We start from the raw sequence: 14,383 nt of genomic DNA, 5'->3' as shown, positions 1-14,383 counted from the left end.
AGATTTTCGTGTGGTGATGTGTTGAGCACAGCAACAGCCATAACAACAAGAAGGATGTATCATGTTTAAGTCTTTTTTCCCAAAGCCGGGGCCATTTTTCCTGTCGGCATTTATTTGGGCACTGATCGCTGTCATTTTCTGGCAGGCCGGCGGCGGAGCGTGGTTGACGCGTATCACGGGCGCGACGGGCGAGGTTCCCATTAGCGCGGCGCGTTTCTGGTCGCTGAGCTATCTGCTGTTTTATGCCTACTACATTGTCTGCGTAGGGCTTTTTGCCCTGTTCTGGTTTGTCTATTCGCCACATCGCTGGCAGTACTGGTCGATTCTGGGCACGTCGCTGATCATCTTTGTCACCTGGTTTCTGGTGGAAGTGGGGGTGGCGGTTAACGCCTGGTATGCCCCGTTCTACGATCTGATCCAGAGTGCGCTGAGTTCACCGCATAAGGTGACTATCAATCAGTTCTACCATGAAGTTGGCATCTTCCTCGGTATTGCCCTTATTGCGGTGGTGATTGGCGTCATGAACAATTTCTTTGTCAGCCACTACGTCTTCCGCTGGCGTACCGCGATGAACGAACATTATATGGCGCACTGGCAACACCTGCGTCATATCGAAGGCGCCGCACAGCGTGTGCAGGAAGACACCATGCGTTTCGCCTCGACCCTTGAAGACATGGGCGTGAGCTTTATCAATGCCATTATGACCCTGATTGCCTTCCTGCCGGTTCTGGTGACGCTCTCGGCGCACGTGCCGGACCTGCCGATTGTTGGTCATCTGCCGTATGGCCTGGTGATTGCCGCTATTGTCTGGTCATTAATGGGAACGGGGTTGCTGGCCGTGGTGGGGATCAAGCTGCCTGGGCTGGAGTTTAAAAATCAGCGCGTTGAAGCGGCGTATCGTAAAGAGCTGGTGTATGGTGAAGATGACGCCAACCGCGCCTCGCCGCCAACCGTACGTGAACTGTTTGGCGCCGTGCGTCGCAACTATTTCCGTCTTTACTTCCACTATATGTACTTCAACATTGCGCGCATTTTGTATCTGCAGGTGGATAACGTTTTCGGTTTGTTCCTGCTGTTCCCGTCCATTGTTGCGGGTACGATAACGCTGGGTCTGATGACACAGATCACCAACGTATTTGGTCAGGTTCGCGGGTCGTTCCAGTATCTGATTAGCTCCTGGACCACGCTGGTGGAACTGATGTCCATTTACAAACGTCTGCGCAGCTTTGAACGCGAGCTGGACGATCGGGATCTGCAGGAAGTCACCAATACATTTAGCTAAAACAGGGAATTGCTATGTCTTTTGCCGTACCGCGTACATTATCGCTCTCTTTACTCGCCGCACTCGTGCTGGCGGGGTGTGCCGAAAAAGGGGCCGTCCCGCTTAAAAAAGGTGAGAAACCTGTAGATGTGGCGAGCGTGGTGCGGCAAAAAATGCCCTCTACGGTGAAAGACCGCAATGCGTGGGCCGAGGCATTAGCGAAGACCTTTGAAAGTCAGAAAATTGCCCCTACCGAGGAGAATATCTGCTCGGTGCTGGCAGTGGCGCAGCAGGAGTCGATGTACCAGTCAGACCCGGTGGTGCCGGGGCTGAACAAAATTGCCTGGAAAGAGATCGACCGTCGCGCGGAATCGATGCATATCCCTGTGTTCCTGGTGCATACCGCCCTTAAAATTACCTCGCCAAACGGCAAAAGCTATAGCGATCGGCTGGACACGGTGAAAACCGAGAAACAGCTCAGCGCCATTTTTGATGATTTCATCAATATGGTGCCGATGGGGCAGAAACTGTTCGGCTCGCTTAATCCGGTGCATACCGGCGGCCCGATGCAAGTCAGCATTGCGTTTGCCGAGCAGCATACGGACGGCTATCCGTGGAAAATCGACGGGACGGTGCGCCAGGAAGTCTTCTCCCTGCGTGGCGGACTGTGGTTTGGCACGTACCATCTGCTGAACTATCCGGCGAGCTACAGCGAGCCGTTGTACCGTTTTGCTGACTTTAACGCGGGCTGGTATGCCAGCCGAAACGCGGCGTTTCAGAGTGCGGTCAGCCGTGCCAGCGGGGTGAAACTGGCGCTGGACGGCGATCTCATCGCCTACGGCAGCAGCAAGGCGGGGACAACGGAACTGGCGGTGCGCAAACTGTCAGCAACGCTTGGCATGAGCGATAGCGACATTCGCCGTCAGCTGGAGAAAGGGGATAGCCTGGCGTTCGAGAAGACGGATCTCTACAAAAAGGTTTTCACGCTGGCCGAGAAGAAGAGTGGAAAAGCGTTACCGCGGGCAATCCTGCCGGGTATTCAACTGGAAAGCCCGAAAATCACGCGTAATCTGACAACGGCATGGTTCGCCAAACGCGTCGACGATCGTCGGGCTCGTTGCATGGGACGTTAATGGCGACGACGCAGGCGTACGACTAACGCGACAACACCGAGAATCAGACAACCCGCGAGGAAAGGGACAAGGCCAAACAAGGTGCTCACACCCAAACCAATCTCAACCCGCGGGCGTCCGTTATCCTGCACCTGCATCAGATGTTCATAGACGCCAGGCGCGTTAACCAGCATGTTGAGAAGCTGTGAGCCTGCCCAGAAGCAGAACAGGACAAACAGGGCATACGCAATATTACCCGCAGTGGAGGTTTTTGGTGGTGTGCCGCCAAAAATCGGTTTCGACAATGTAAAGTCAGCCATAAAGACCTCCGGAAATATCACTCTGTTAATACGCTTCGCACACGGTGAGTTTGACAGGTCATAGCATTTGTCAATATCAGAATCGTGGTAATTTCCCCTGCGGAATTCTCCTGGATTGTCGATTTCTGCAGCACATCACAAATTCATTACTTAACTGAAATTGCGTCGTGTTTCAGATTTTCCGCATCTGCCACAGACCCGATCGTAAAACTGTGAGAGGATGTCTTTTTTTCCTGCCGGAGTTGTTATGAAGCTCACGTCCAAACTACGCCGTGACTGGCACTACTACGCCTTTGCTATCGGGCTGATCTTTATTCTTAACGGTGTCGTGGGGCTGCTGGGGTTTGAAGCCAAAGGATGGCAAACCTATGCTGTCGGGCTGGTGACCTGGGTGATCAGTTTCTGGCTGGCTGGGTTAATTATCCGCCGTCGCCCGGAAGAGGCGACAGCGGATGAGGCGGAGACGGTGAAAAGAACCGATTAACCGTTTACTGAACTTTTGAGTGCGCTGTCAGCGGCATGACGCTCCAGCGCCAGTTCGATCAGACGGGTGATCAGCTCAGAGTAACCCAGACCGCTGGCCTGCCACAGTTTTGGATACATGCTGATGTTGGTAAAGCCCGGCAGGGTGTTGATTTCATTAATCACCACCTCATTATCTGGCGTTAGGAACACATCCACACGCGCCATGCCGCAGCAGCCAAGAGCCTGCCAGGCGTTGATGGCGATCGCCCGGATCTTATCGTTGATGGCCGGATCGATATTTGCCGGCACGACGACCTGAGCGCCTTTATCATCAATGTATTTGGTGTCGTAAGAGTAGAAATCGCTGTTTAACACCACTTCACCGCAGGTGCTTGCCTGTGGGAAATCATTGCCCAGCACCGCGCACTCAATTTCACGGCCCTTGATACCCTGCTCAACCACGACTTTGTGGTCAAACTCAAAAGCCAGACGAACGGCTTCGGTGAACTGCGCTTCGCTTGTCACTTTGCTGACGCCAACGGAGGAGCCCTGGTTCGCAGGCTTCACGAACAGCGGCAGACCCAACTGGGCGGAAATCTGGCTGAAGGTGTATTTATCGCGGTTGGTGCGGGTGAGCGTCACGAACGGGGCAACGTTCAGCCCGGCATCGCGCAGCAGGCGTTTGGTGACGTCTTTATCCATACAGGCGGCGGAGCCCAGCACATCGGAGCCGACAAACGGCAGGTTCGCCATGCGCAGCATACCCTGCAGCGAACCATCTTCGCCCAGCGTGCCGTGGACGATTGGGAACACGACGTCAATCTGAGCAAGAGCCTGTGCATTACCGGCGTCGATAAGTTGTCCCTTCACTACGCCAGGGACGGTGGCGACGCTGATTTCAGAAGGATTAAGGGCGATATGTGCCGGATCGTTGGCGTTTAACAGATACTGGCTCGCATCGTTCACATGCCACTGGCCCTGTTTATCAATGCCCAGCAGCACTACGTCGAAACGGTTTTTATCAATCGCATCGACAATATTTTTTGCCGACTGCAATGAAACCTCGTGCTCCGCTGATTTTCCCCCAAAGACAATACCTACGCGCTGCTTTGCCATCTTACTCTCTTCCAGTCTGACGAAAAGCCAATAACATACCACGATGCCCTGCGGGTTTCGCGACCTTCTGCCATAATGTTTTGGGAGTAAAGAGGGGGGAGTGTGAAAGGCAAAACGTTGCTGATCGTTTTCATTCTGGTGGCAGTCGCAACGGTGGGTTACCGCTGGTTGCCGTCTCACTACAACCCTTTTACGCCGCTCTCGCTTGACGACCCGCCAGGCCCAATCACTCAGTACAAACTGCGGCGCCTTACCCCCGAGGCGTGTGCCAGCCTGTTATCGCAGGCCAATCAGAAGGCCCTTATTCGCACACAGCCTGTCGCCGACAGCGCCGGAGCATGCCCCCTTCACAACGTGGTGCGCGTGCGTGACTTCGGACCGGTCAGCCTGAACAGCAGCTTTCTTGCCAGCTGCCCGCTGGCGCTGAGTTCTGCACTGTTTGTCAGCCAGCAGGCCCGGCCACTCACCAGAACCTGGACCGGGAGCGAGCTGGTGCGCATTGAGCACCTGGGCAGCTACGCCTGTCGCAATATTTACCACCGCCCTGATGCAAGACGCAGCGAACATGCCACGGCAGAGGCGCTGGATATCAGCGCGTTTCGGCTGGCGAACGGTGAACGAGTCACCATTCTGCACGGCTGGAGATCGACCAAAACGCAGCCGTGGCTACAGGCGCTGCTGACGGCGAGCTGCGGCTACTACGGGAACGGCCTGGGGCCGGAGTATAACGCGGCGCACGCCAACCATTTCCATCTGGGAATGCGCGGCTTTGGACTCTGCCGCTAAAGCATAATCTTCCGTCAGAAATTGGATGATTTGTGACATATTTCACAAATATGATGACTGGGAAGATAAAACACCAAAGTCAGCAAGGGCGCATCTCTGGCACGGCGTAGATGCCGGTAACTTGCTAATCTGTCGGCGCATTTGCCTAAAAATGAAGACTATTTCTTTTATGGAATCCTGGAAAGTTAACCTCATCTCGGTCTGGTTCGGGTGTTTCTTCACCGGGCTGGCCATCAGCCAGATTTTGCCCTTTCTGCCGCTGTACGTCTCGCAGCTGGGTGTGACCTCGCATGAAGCCCTCTCCATGTGGTCGGGGCTGACGTTCAGCGTGACGTTTCTGGTTTCCGCCATTGTGTCACCCATGTGGGGGAGCCTGGCGGATCGAAAAGGGCGCAAACTGATGCTGCTGCGCGCTTCGCTGGGAATGGCAATAGCCATCCTGCTGCAGGCCTTTGCCACTAACGTCTGGCAGCTGTTTATCCTGCGGGCGATCATGGGGCTGACATCCGGCTATATTCCGAACGCCATGGCGCTGGTCGCTTCACAGGTGCCGCGTGAACGTAGCGGCTGGGCGTTGAGTACGCTCTCCACCGCACAGATCAGTGGCGTTATCGGCGGCCCGTTGTTAGGCGGCTTTCTGGCCGACCACGTAGGGTTGCGCGCCGTCTTCTTCATTACTGCTATCCTGCTGGTGATCAGTTTTCTGGTGACGCTGTTTCTGATCAAGGAGGGGGGACGTCCGGTGGTCAGTAAATCCGAACGCCTGAGCGGCAAAGCGGTCTTCGCCTCGCTGCCGTATCCCGGGCTGATGATAAGCCTGTTCGTAACCACCATGGTGATCCAGCTCTGTAACGGTTCGGTAGGCCCGATTCTGGCGCTGTTTATAAAATCAATGGAGCCAGACAGCAGCAATATTGCGTTTCTCAGCGGGATGATTGCTGCCGTGCCGGGCGTATCGGCGTTAATCTCTGCGCCGCGGCTGGGAAAACTGGGCGACAGGATCGGTACGGCGCGTATCTTGATGGCCACGCTGATTTTTGCCGTGGTGCTCTTTTTTGCGATGTCGTTCGTCACCTCACCGCTTCAGCTCGGCGTGCTGCGATTCCTGCTCGGCTTTGCCGATGGCGCCATGTTACCTGCGGTGCAGACCTTGCTGGTGAAATATTCAAGTGACCAGGTGACAGGGCGTATTTTTGGCTATAACCAGTCATTTATGTATTTGGGTAACGTTGCCGGTCCGCTTATTGGCGCATCCGTTTCGGCGATGGCCGGTTTTCGTTGGGTATTTGCGGCCACGGCGATTGTGGTGTTGATCAATATTATCCAGCTGGCGATTGCGCTGAGACGCCGTCGCCAATTAGAGCAGGCGAGAGCAGCGCGTTAATCATTTGCCGTAATGTATTATATATTCTTATGGTTGCCGCATTTTTATATAACTAAATGCGGCTTTTTCTAAAGAGAAAAACGTTTCGCTGCTTGCCATTCATCTTTATTTTGGCAGCAGCATCACTTTTGCATAAGATAATACTTTTCTCCTCTTTGCATTATTCATTCTGAATGCTAAGTTCAGAAAAAACGCATAAGGAAATAGCACGATGAAAAATCTCATTGCTGAGTTGCTGGTCAAGCTTGCACAAAAGGAAGAAGAGTCAAAAGAACTGGTCGCCCAGGTAGAGGCGCTGGAAATTGTCGTTACGGCGTTGCTCCGACAAATGACACAACCGCAGCAACAGGCGTTAATCGATAATGTAGAAAGCGCACTGGACAAGGCTCGCCCCGATTCGCTGGTCCCCGCTGAAGATGCGGAGATGCTTCAGCAATACGTAAAGAAGCTATTAAGGCATCCTCGCAGCTAGCCTGCTGAAAGAGAATGGCCTGTCATAGAATGGTCATGCAGGATGCCTGTCGTCGCTCTGTTTTTATTTTTGGCCTTCGCTCTGGGAGAAAAGAATTTAAACAGAGCATCTATTTCATCGCATGCCTCTTGCTATTAAATACCCTAACGCATCAGGCGAAACCGGGTAATCAACAGCGTGCCGCGTCAGAGATGAAATAATGCATAAACCCGAAGAAAATCATTGTCGCAGGGTGGTTTTTTTCCCGCAACGAACCAGACTTAATGTGGAACTTCACATAAAGGATGGTGCAATGAAAACAACAATACTGGTTACCCTGTTTTCCGGCCTGTGCCTGATCGCCTCAGCGCATGCGGAAGAGAAAACCTTAACACCTCAACAGCAGCGTATGACAACCTGCAACCAACAGGCGACAGCAAAAGCGCTGAAAGGGGATGCCCGTAAGACATATATGAGCGATTGCCTCAAAAATGGTGCATCCAAACCAGATGAAAAAAGCCTGACGCCGCAGCAGCAAAAAATGCGTGAATGTAACGCTCAGGCCACGCAACAAATGCTGAAAGGCGACGATCGCAGCAAGTTTATGAGTGGTTGTCTGAAGAAACAGGCATAGTCCTATCGGGTGAGTCCTTACGGTGACTCACCCGAAATTTCATACTTTCTCCGCATCCCCCCTCTCTATAATTTGGGAAAATGTTTCAGAATATTCCCAAAATATGATGAACGACGAAAACTTTTACAATAAAGAGCGTATCGGGGAAGAGTGGCTTCAAAACCTTTCTCAGGATGACGCGCACCGTACCGGCATACGCTTTGCCCGGCGCGTCCGGCTGGGGCGGATTGTGGGTCTGGCGGCGATGTTTTTTCCTGTTGCCGGTGTGCTGGTCACGCATTTTCTGCCCGGCGGCTGGTGGTTATTACTGGTGAGCTGGGTTTTTATCTGGCCGCATCTTGCCTGGCAGTTCACCTGCCGTTCATCTCAACCTCATCAATGTGAAATCTTCAATCTGAAGATCGACGCTATTTTTACCGGCATCTGGATTGGCCTGATGGGCGTGAACGCTCTGCCATCGGCTGCGCTGGTTATGATGATGGGCATGAATATGATGGGATCCGGCGGCTGTCGCCTGTTTCTCGCAGGCATTGCCATAACCACGTTATCCGCTGTCGTGACGCTGAAGCTAACCGGAAATGTTGTGGTGCTCTCTTCCGGATCGCTGGAGTGGTGGCTGACGCTGCCGGTCTTGATGGTCTACCCAATACTTTTTGCCTGGGTGAGCCATCAGACGGCCATTCGCCTGGCGGAAAATAAGCGAAAACTTGAGCTGATGAGTACCCGCGATGGCATGACGGGCGTTTATAACCGGCGCCACTGGGAAACGTTGCTGCGGATGGAGTATGAAAAGTGCCGACGGGATCATGGTCAGACCACGATCCTGCTCATCGATATCGATCACTTCAAGAGCATCAATGATACCTGGGGACATGATGTGGGCGATGAAGCGATCATTGCTATCACTCGTCAACTGCAGCTGACGCTGCGGGCCGGGGATTATATTGGCCGTTTCGGTGGCGATGAGTTCGCGATCATCATGTCCGGCACCCCGGCAGAAAGTGCAATTGCGGCGATGTCCCGCGTCCACGAGCGGCTGAAAAAACTGTCGTTACCCTGCGCCCCGAACGAACGGCTTCGCATCAGCGTGGGGGTTGCGCCGTGGGGAACACAGTTTGCCCACTACCGCGAATGGTTAAAAGCGGCAGATATCGCGCTTTATAAAGCCAAAAATGCCGGACGCGGACGTACCGAGGTGGCCGCCTGACGTCCGGCTTAGTTTGGTCAGGACTTACTCAGCTTCTCTGACTTTTCCATGCATTTCGCCATCGCTTCAATGACCGCCGCACGGAACCCGCGCTCTTCCAGCACCCGCACCGCTTCGATGGTGGTACCGCCAGGCGAGCAGACCATATCTTTCAGTTCCCCTGGATGCTTACCGGTTTCCAGCACCATTTTGGCTGAGCCCATCACCGCCTGTGCGGCAAATTTATAGGCCTGCGCACGTGGCATACCGCCAAGCACCGCAGCATCCGCCATCGCTTCCAGGAACATGAAGACATACGCAGGAGCAGAGCCACTCACGCCCACAACCGGATGGATCATCGATTCGGCAATCACTTCCGCTTCGCCGAAGCAGCGGAAAATGTTCAGCACATCGGCCACATCTTCCGTGGTCACCAGCGCGTTAGGGGTGATGGAGGTCATCCCGGCGTTGACCAGCGAAGGGGTATTGGGCATTGCGCGAACAATTTTACGGTCATGACCCAGTGCACGGGCCAGCTGATCGAGCGTCACGCCTGCGGCAATCGACACCACCAGCGTGTCTTTATTCAGGCTGGAGGTGATCTCGCTCAGGACTTTGATCATGATATTCGGTTTAACCGCCCCAAAGACGATATCGGCGACCTGGGCCACTTCCTGCGCGCTTTCGGCTGCGTTAATACCATACTCATCACGTAACGCCGCGACTTTATCCGGTGATGGTGTATAGACCCAAATCTGACCCGGCAGGACCTGCCCGCTGGCGATCAGGCCACCCAGGATGGCTTTGCCCATGTTACCGCAGCCAATAAACCCGATTTTCTTATCCATCACGTTTCTCCGTCGTTATGCGTTGTTTTCTCTGATTGATAGCTTAACAACGAAATGCAGGCGACAATAGTCGCCAGTATCAATAGGGGAGACATTATGGCGATTTGGGTTGATGCGGACGCATGTCCGAATGTAATTAAAGAGATTTTATTCCGCGCTGCCGAGCGTGTTCAGATGCCGCTTACGCTGGTGGCAAACCAGAATATCCGCGTACCGCCTTCCCGATTCATTCGTGCGTTGCGGGTTCCTGCCGGTTTTGATGTGGCGGATAACGAGATCGTACGGCTGTGCAGCGCGGAAGATCTGGTGATCACGGCGGATATTCCTTTGGCCGCAGAGGTACTGGAAAAGGGCGCCGCAGCGCTGAACCCGCGCGGGGAGCGTTACTCACCAGCAACCATCCGGGAAAAACTGACCATGCGTGATTTCATGGATACGCTTCGCGCCAGCGGTGTGCAGACCGGTGGGCCAGACAGTTTATCTCAACGTGATCGCCAGCAGTTTGCCGCAGAGCTCGATAAGTGGCTGCTGGAAGTGAAACATCGCACTGCTAAATGATAATCATTGTCAATATGTGGTACAGTATGGCAGTGACAGGGTTGTCATTCCGTACCGCTTTGCAGTAAAGTAAACGCAACATCTTCTGCAATTATTTCTTTACACTCTTCAGCCATCCGGCATCAAGGGGAAACACCTGGTTATGACCCAACCCATCTTTTTAGTTGGCCCCCGCGGCTGTGGGAAAACCACCGTTGGCCTGGAGCTGGCGCGTGCCTGTCAACGTCATTTTGTTGATACCGACCACTGGCTGCAGACGCAGGCCGGACAAACCATCGCGGATATCGTCGAAAAAGAGGGCTGGGAGAGCTTTCGCAGCCGTGAAACGGCCGCGCTGGAAGCGGTAACGGCACCCGATGTGGTGATTGCCACAGGTGGCGGAATTATTCTGGCGGAATATAACCGCCGCTATATGCGTGAAAAAGGGATAGTGATTTATCTCTGTGCGCCCGTGGCTGCGCTGGTGGGGCGTCTGGAAGCGTTTCCGGAAGAGGGGCAACGCCCTGCGCTAACCTCCAGACCGCTCAGCGAAGAGGTGAGCGAAGTGCTGGCGGAGCGCGATGCGTTATACCGCGAAGCGGCACATCACGTGGTGGATGCTTCCGCGTCGCCCGAAGAGGTTGTGATTCAGATTATTACCGCCCTGCGTTTGGCTTGTGCCAGCTAACCGCCGTCTATACTTATAGCTCTGACATAAAAAAAGGATGAGCTATGCCAACCAGACCTCCCTATCCGCGTGAAGCACGTATTGTTACCGTTGAAAAAGGCAATGGCGATCAAACCGTGACCTGGTATCAACTGCGTGCCGATCACCCTAAACCCGACTCTCTCATCAGTGAACATGAGACTGAACAGGAAGCGCTGGATGCGAAACGGCGCTACGAAGATCCCGATAAGTCATAAATGTTTTCCTAAACGCTCCAATACCGTGCCTGAATCACACTTTTTACTCATCGCTAATGTTAAGCAGGAGTTAATATTTAGTTATTACAGGTAGCTCCGTTACCGGCAGGTGATCTTTACATTTCGGGATGGAGATCACCTGCTACGCTTGGTGCTGTTTTGTTGAAAAACGAACTGTGCAGCGTAGTGAGCCTGTACCTGTGTAATAAGTTTTTGTAGTAATGGAAGGCGAAGACGATGAAGGCAACGTTGGCGATCATCACTATTGGTGTGGTCCCTGTAAGCGAAGTGTTACCGCTCTTAACCGAGCATGTATCTGAACAACAGATCACGCATCTCAGCCTGCTGGGGAAGATGAGCCGGGAAGAGGTCATGGAGGACTACGCTGTAGAGGCGGGGGAGGATCCCCTGGCGACGTTATTAAGCGACGGTAAACTGGCGCATGTTTCACGACAGAAAATTGAGCGCTCGCTGCAGGCAGTAATAGAAGTGCTCGATAATCAAGAGTATGACGTTATTTTGCTGATGAGTACTGCTCCCATTAAGGGGCTCATGGCGCGTAATGCGATTTTACTCGAGCCGATGCGAATCATTCCGCCGCTGGTGGCATCCATTGTGGACGGACACCAGGTGGGGGTGATTGTGCCCATTGAAGAACTCATGGACAACCAGGAAGCAAAATGGCACGTGCTTGAAAAAACGCCCCTGTATGCGCTGGCCAATCCTTTCTGGGACAGTGAGGCCAAACTCATTGCGGCCGGGAAGGAGCTACTGGAGCGCGGGGCCGATGTGTTGATCCTCGACTGCCTGGGGTTCCACCAGCATCACCGCGATCTACTGCAAAAAGCGCTGGATGTGCCGGTACTGTTGTCGAACGTTCTGATGGCGCGTCTGGCCTCAGAACTCCTTACCTGATGATTTTGCGTGACAGGTCATGAGCATGGCCCCTATAGTGAATTTTTATCTAAAAATATAAGGGCCAGTTCATGCTTCAAAGTAACGAATACTTTTCCGGTAAAGTGAAATCCATTGGTTTTACCAGCAGCAGCACTGGCCGCGCCAGTGTCGGCGTGATGGCTGAAGGGGAGTACACCTTTGGTACGGCCGAAGCTGAAGAGATGACGGTGGTAAGTGGTGCGCTTAACGTCTTACTGCCGGGTGAAACGGAATGGAAAGTTTACTCTGCCGGCGAAGTTTTCAACGTCCCTGGCCACAGTGAGTTCCATCTGCAGGTTGCTGAACCGACCTCTTATCTGTGCCGCTATCTGAAATAATCTTCTTCCCTCTCCCCGTTGGGGAGAGGGTCAGGTTGAGACGAAATTATCTCTGCGCTTCGCCGCCGAGGCCTTCTACCAGATTTTGAATCAACGCGGCCAGCTCGCCGGTCATCAGGATAAAGTCCGCATCAAAGCGCTGGGCGTAATCTTCACGATCGATATCTTCGTTCTGATCGCGCAGTTCATCGCAGAACTTCAGGCGCTTAACAGAGCCATCGTCACACATCACAAACTGAATACGCTGCTGCCAGTCGAGCGCCAGTTTAGTGACCACTTTGCCTGCTTCAATGTGGACGGCGATCTCATCGCTCACCAGATCCTGCTTTTTCGCACGAATGACACCGCCATCCTCAAGAAGGGCTTTCAGTTCGGCTTCATCGAGGATCTGGAACCCTTGCGCTGCGGTGCCGCTGCGAACCCATTCGGTCAGGGTTAACTCGATCGGCGTTTCCAGCGCCAGTGGAACCACCGGCAAAGAGCCGATGCTCTTACGCAGCAGGGCCAGCGTATCTTCCGCTTTTTTGGCGCTGGCGCAGTCCACCATGATCAGCCCGTTGACGGTATCGATCCACATCATGGTCTGGCTGAAGCGGCTAAACGCGCGCGGCAGCAGGGAGTGCAACACTTCGTCTTTCAGGGAATCTTTTTCGGTCTTTTTCAGCTTGCGGCCCTGTTCGGCTTCAAGCTTGAAAATTTTCGCTTCCAGCGCCTGCTTCACCACCGGCGTGGGCAGGATTTTCTCTTCTTTACGGGCGCAAACGATGATTTGACCCGTGCTGCTGGCGTGGGTCAGGGCATCGCTTTGTGAACCCATTGGCGGAACCCAACCGGTTTTTGCCATATCCTGGCTTCCGCAAGGGGAAAAGGTATAAGCGGCTAACTGTTTTTCCATCTCTTCTGCACGCAGCGAAACGTCGCGGCTGAGACGGTAAACCATCAAATTTTTGAACCACAGCATGATAATTTCCACGGCCTTGTCGTTAAATCAGCGGGCATGATAACGAATTGTCGCATCGCTTGCATTGCTAATCGGGAAGCGTGCTTCTACTCTGTTGATAATCAAAATAATGAGGAGAGTCTTGTGCGTATTGGGATTGATTTGGGCGGCACCAAAACTGAAGTTATCGCACTAAGCGAGCAGGGGGAGCAGCTTTTCCGTCACCGCCTGCCCACGCCGCGCGACGATTATCACCAGACTATCGAGACGATTGCCCGGCTGGTTGAGATGGCAGAGCAGGCGACAGGACAGACCGGCTCCGTCGGGATGGGCATTCCCGGGTCCATTTCGCCTTATACCGGGGTGGTGAAAAACGCCAACTCCACCTGGCTCAAAGGCCAGCCTTTTGATAAAGATTTGAGCGCGCGTCTGCAGCGCGAGGTGCGTCTGGCAAATGATGCGAACTGTCTGGCGGTCTCAGAGGCGATTGACGGTGCGGCGGCGGGTGCCCAGACCGTTTTTGCTGTCATCATCGGTACCGGCTGCGGGGCCGGTGTGGCGTTTGGCGGGCGTGCGCATATTGGCGGTAACGGTACGGCGGGCGAGTGGGGACATAACCCATTGCCATGGATGGATGAAGACGAACTTAAATACCGTACTGAAGTACCGTGCTACTGTGGAAAACAGGGCTGTATTGAGACGTTTATCTCCGGCACCGGTTTTGCCACCGATTACCACCGCCTGAGCGGTCAGCCGCTTAAGGGTAACGAGATCATGCGTCTGGTTGAGGAGCAGGATCCCGTAGCGGAACTGGCGTTGAGCCGCTACGAAATGCGCCTGGCGAAATCGCTGGCGCATGTGGTGAACATTCTCGATCCTGATGTGATTGTGCTGGGCGGTGGGATGAGCAACGTCGACCGGCTGTACGCGACGGTGCCTGCTCTCGTCAAACAGTGGGTCTTCGGCGGCGAGTGTGAAACCCCAATCCGCAAAGCCGTCCACGGTGACTCCAGCGGCGTGCGCGGCGCAGCGTGGTTATGGCCGGAATAAAAGCAAAACAGCAACGCACGTTGCGGTTTTTTATGTTTGTACCCTCTCCCTGTGGGAGAGGGCCAGGGTGAGGGCACCAGACCGCGCCGATCCGC

General features: G+C 53.9%; 18 protein-coding genes. 14 read left to right on the top strand and 4 right to left on the bottom strand.

What is annotated here, in order from left to right; all coding sequences use genetic code 11:
• The first annotated feature begins 61 nt into the window (after positions 1–61).
• Positions 62–1,282, top strand: coding sequence for a peptide antibiotic transporter SbmA (gene sbmA / locus EQV24_RS11310; protein ID WP_130626590.1), 1,221 nt, complete (start codon positions 62–64; stop codon positions 1,280–1,282).
• Between the two features lie 14 nt (positions 1,283–1,296).
• Positions 1,297–2,394, top strand: a complete 1,098-nt coding sequence (locus EQV24_RS11305; protein ID WP_130626589.1) for a DUF1615 domain-containing protein — start codon at positions 1,297–1,299, stop codon at positions 2,392–2,394.
• Here the strand turns inward: EQV24_RS11305 and EQV24_RS11300 are convergent.
• On the bottom strand, positions 2,391–2,693 hold the full coding sequence (locus tag EQV24_RS11300) for a DUF2755 family protein (RefSeq protein ID WP_130626588.1): 303 nt from the start codon (positions 2,691–2,693) through the stop codon (positions 2,391–2,393). The two genes, EQV24_RS11305 and EQV24_RS11300, sit on opposite strands and share 4 nt — an antisense overlap.
• A gap of 247 nt (positions 2,694–2,940) precedes the next feature.
• On the opposite strand from EQV24_RS11300, the gene EQV24_RS11295 reads away from it, so the two are divergent.
• Positions 2,941–3,177 carry a DUF2754 domain-containing protein gene (locus tag EQV24_RS11295; RefSeq protein ID WP_038418781.1) on the top strand — a complete coding sequence of 79 codons (237 nt, stop codon included), beginning with the start codon at positions 2,941–2,943 and terminating at the stop codon, positions 3,175–3,177.
• Here EQV24_RS11295 and ddlA read toward each other — a convergent pair.
• Complete coding sequence (gene ddlA / locus EQV24_RS11290; protein ID WP_130626587.1) at positions 3,174–4,274, bottom strand: D-alanine--D-alanine ligase; 1,101 nt, start codon at positions 4,272–4,274, stop codon at positions 3,174–3,176. The genes EQV24_RS11295 and ddlA overlap by 4 nt on opposite strands.
• A 102-nt stretch (positions 4,275–4,376) precedes the next feature.
• Between ddlA and EQV24_RS11285 the strand changes: the two genes are divergently transcribed.
• From EQV24_RS11285 to adrA, 5 genes are all read left to right on the top strand, one after another.
• Entirely contained in the window at positions 4,377–5,060 is a 684-nt protein-coding gene (locus tag EQV24_RS11285; protein WP_058682040.1) for an extensin family protein, read from the top strand.
• A 169-nt stretch (positions 5,061–5,229) separates the two neighbouring features.
• A complete protein-coding gene (locus EQV24_RS11280; protein WP_013095809.1) occupies positions 5,230–6,444 on the top strand; it encodes a multidrug efflux MFS transporter in 1,215 nt (404 codons plus the stop codon).
• 211 nt (positions 6,445–6,655) lie between these two features.
• Entirely contained in the window at positions 6,656–6,916 is a 261-nt protein-coding gene (iraP, locus tag EQV24_RS11275; RefSeq protein ID WP_013095810.1) for an anti-adapter protein IraP, read from the top strand.
• A gap of 292 nt (positions 6,917–7,208) precedes the next feature.
• Complete coding sequence (gene psiF, locus EQV24_RS11270) at positions 7,209–7,529, top strand: phosphate starvation-inducible protein PsiF (protein ID WP_013095812.1); 321 nt, start codon at positions 7,209–7,211, stop codon at positions 7,527–7,529.
• 103 nt (positions 7,530–7,632) lie between these two features.
• Positions 7,633–8,736, top strand: a complete 1,104-nt coding sequence (gene adrA, locus EQV24_RS11265; protein ID WP_130626586.1) for a diguanylate cyclase AdrA — start codon at positions 7,633–7,635, stop codon at positions 8,734–8,736.
• Between the two features lie 17 nt (positions 8,737–8,753).
• Here the strand turns inward: adrA and proC are convergent, their stop codons facing one another.
• Positions 8,754–9,563 carry a pyrroline-5-carboxylate reductase gene (proC, locus tag EQV24_RS11260; RefSeq protein WP_013095814.1) on the bottom strand — a complete coding sequence of 270 codons (810 nt, stop codon included), beginning with the start codon at positions 9,561–9,563 and terminating at the stop codon, positions 8,754–8,756.
• A gap of 96 nt (positions 9,564–9,659) precedes the next feature.
• Here proC and EQV24_RS11255 point away from each other — a divergent pair, with 96 nt between their 5' ends.
• From EQV24_RS11255 to ppnP, 5 genes are all read left to right on the top strand, one after another.
• Positions 9,660–10,121: a YaiI/YqxD family protein gene (locus EQV24_RS11255; protein ID WP_130626585.1), complete on the top strand. Its 462-nt coding sequence runs from the start codon at positions 9,660–9,662 to the stop codon at positions 10,119–10,121.
• A gap of 142 nt (positions 10,122–10,263) precedes the next feature.
• The gene (gene aroL / locus EQV24_RS11250) at positions 10,264–10,788 is read left to right on the top strand and encodes a shikimate kinase AroL (RefSeq protein ID WP_130626584.1); all 525 of its coding nucleotides are present in this window, start codon (positions 10,264–10,266) and stop codon (positions 10,786–10,788) included.
• Between the two features lie 44 nt (positions 10,789–10,832).
• A complete protein-coding gene (gene yaiA / locus EQV24_RS11245; RefSeq protein WP_013095817.1) occupies positions 10,833–11,024 on the top strand; it encodes a protein YaiA in 192 nt (63 codons plus the stop codon).
• A 237-nt stretch (positions 11,025–11,261) separates the two neighbouring features.
• The gene (locus EQV24_RS11240; RefSeq protein ID WP_013095818.1) at positions 11,262–11,939 is read left to right on the top strand and encodes an AroM family protein; all 678 of its coding nucleotides are present in this window, start codon (positions 11,262–11,264) and stop codon (positions 11,937–11,939) included.
• Between the two features lie 71 nt (positions 11,940–12,010).
• A complete protein-coding gene (gene ppnP, locus EQV24_RS11235) occupies positions 12,011–12,298 on the top strand; it encodes a pyrimidine/purine nucleoside phosphorylase (RefSeq protein ID WP_013095819.1) in 288 nt (95 codons plus the stop codon).
• Between the two features lie 46 nt (positions 12,299–12,344).
• Here the strand turns inward: ppnP and rdgC are convergent, their stop codons facing one another.
• Complete coding sequence (gene rdgC, locus EQV24_RS11230; protein WP_013095820.1) at positions 12,345–13,259, bottom strand: recombination-associated protein RdgC; 915 nt, start codon at positions 13,257–13,259, stop codon at positions 12,345–12,347.
• A gap of 123 nt (positions 13,260–13,382) precedes the next feature.
• Here rdgC and mak point away from each other — a divergent pair, with 123 nt between their 5' ends.
• A complete protein-coding gene (gene mak, locus EQV24_RS11225) occupies positions 13,383–14,288 on the top strand; it encodes a fructokinase (RefSeq protein WP_130626583.1) in 906 nt (301 codons plus the stop codon).
• Positions 14,289–14,383: the final 95 nt, after the last annotated feature.

It is taken from the genome of Enterobacter sp. A8, assembly GCF_004296595.1.
GTDB classification, from domain to species: domain Bacteria; phylum Pseudomonadota; class Gammaproteobacteria; order Enterobacterales; family Enterobacteriaceae; genus Enterobacter; species Enterobacter cloacae.
Note: the sequence above shows the minus strand (reverse complement) of the source record. Positions and strands in the feature narration are given on the sequence as shown.

Coding starts and splice junctions, on each gene's coding strand:
- sbmA (WP_130626590.1), top strand. CDS start 62: ATGTTTAAGTCTTTTTTCCCAAAGCCGGGGCCATTTTTCCTGTCGGCA.
- EQV24_RS11305 (WP_130626589.1), top strand. CDS start 1,297: ATGTCTTTTGCCGTACCGCGTACATTATCGCTCTCTTTACTCGCCGCA.
- EQV24_RS11300 (WP_130626588.1), bottom strand. CDS start 2,693: ATGGCTGACTTTACATTGTCGAAACCGATTTTTGGCGGCACACCACCA.
- EQV24_RS11295 (WP_038418781.1), top strand. CDS start 2,941: ATGAAGCTCACGTCCAAACTACGCCGTGACTGGCACTACTACGCCTTT.
- ddlA (WP_130626587.1), bottom strand. CDS start 4,274: ATGGCAAAGCAGCGCGTAGGTATTGTCTTTGGGGGAAAATCAGCGGAG.
- EQV24_RS11280 (WP_013095809.1), top strand. CDS start 5,230: ATGGAATCCTGGAAAGTTAACCTCATCTCGGTCTGGTTCGGGTGTTTC.
- iraP (WP_013095810.1), top strand. CDS start 6,656: ATGAAAAATCTCATTGCTGAGTTGCTGGTCAAGCTTGCACAAAAGGAA.
- psiF (WP_013095812.1), top strand. CDS start 7,209: ATGAAAACAACAATACTGGTTACCCTGTTTTCCGGCCTGTGCCTGATC.
- adrA (WP_130626586.1), top strand. CDS start 7,633: ATGATGAACGACGAAAACTTTTACAATAAAGAGCGTATCGGGGAAGAG.
- proC (WP_013095814.1), bottom strand. CDS start 9,563: ATGGATAAGAAAATCGGGTTTATTGGCTGCGGTAACATGGGCAAAGCC.
- EQV24_RS11255 (WP_130626585.1), top strand. CDS start 9,660: ATGGCGATTTGGGTTGATGCGGACGCATGTCCGAATGTAATTAAAGAG.
- aroL (WP_130626584.1), top strand. CDS start 10,264: ATGACCCAACCCATCTTTTTAGTTGGCCCCCGCGGCTGTGGGAAAACC.
- yaiA (WP_013095817.1), top strand. CDS start 10,833: ATGCCAACCAGACCTCCCTATCCGCGTGAAGCACGTATTGTTACCGTT.
- EQV24_RS11240 (WP_013095818.1), top strand. CDS start 11,262: ATGAAGGCAACGTTGGCGATCATCACTATTGGTGTGGTCCCTGTAAGC.
- ppnP (WP_013095819.1), top strand. CDS start 12,011: ATGCTTCAAAGTAACGAATACTTTTCCGGTAAAGTGAAATCCATTGGT.
- rdgC (WP_013095820.1), bottom strand. CDS start 13,259: ATGCTGTGGTTCAAAAATTTGATGGTTTACCGTCTCAGCCGCGACGTT.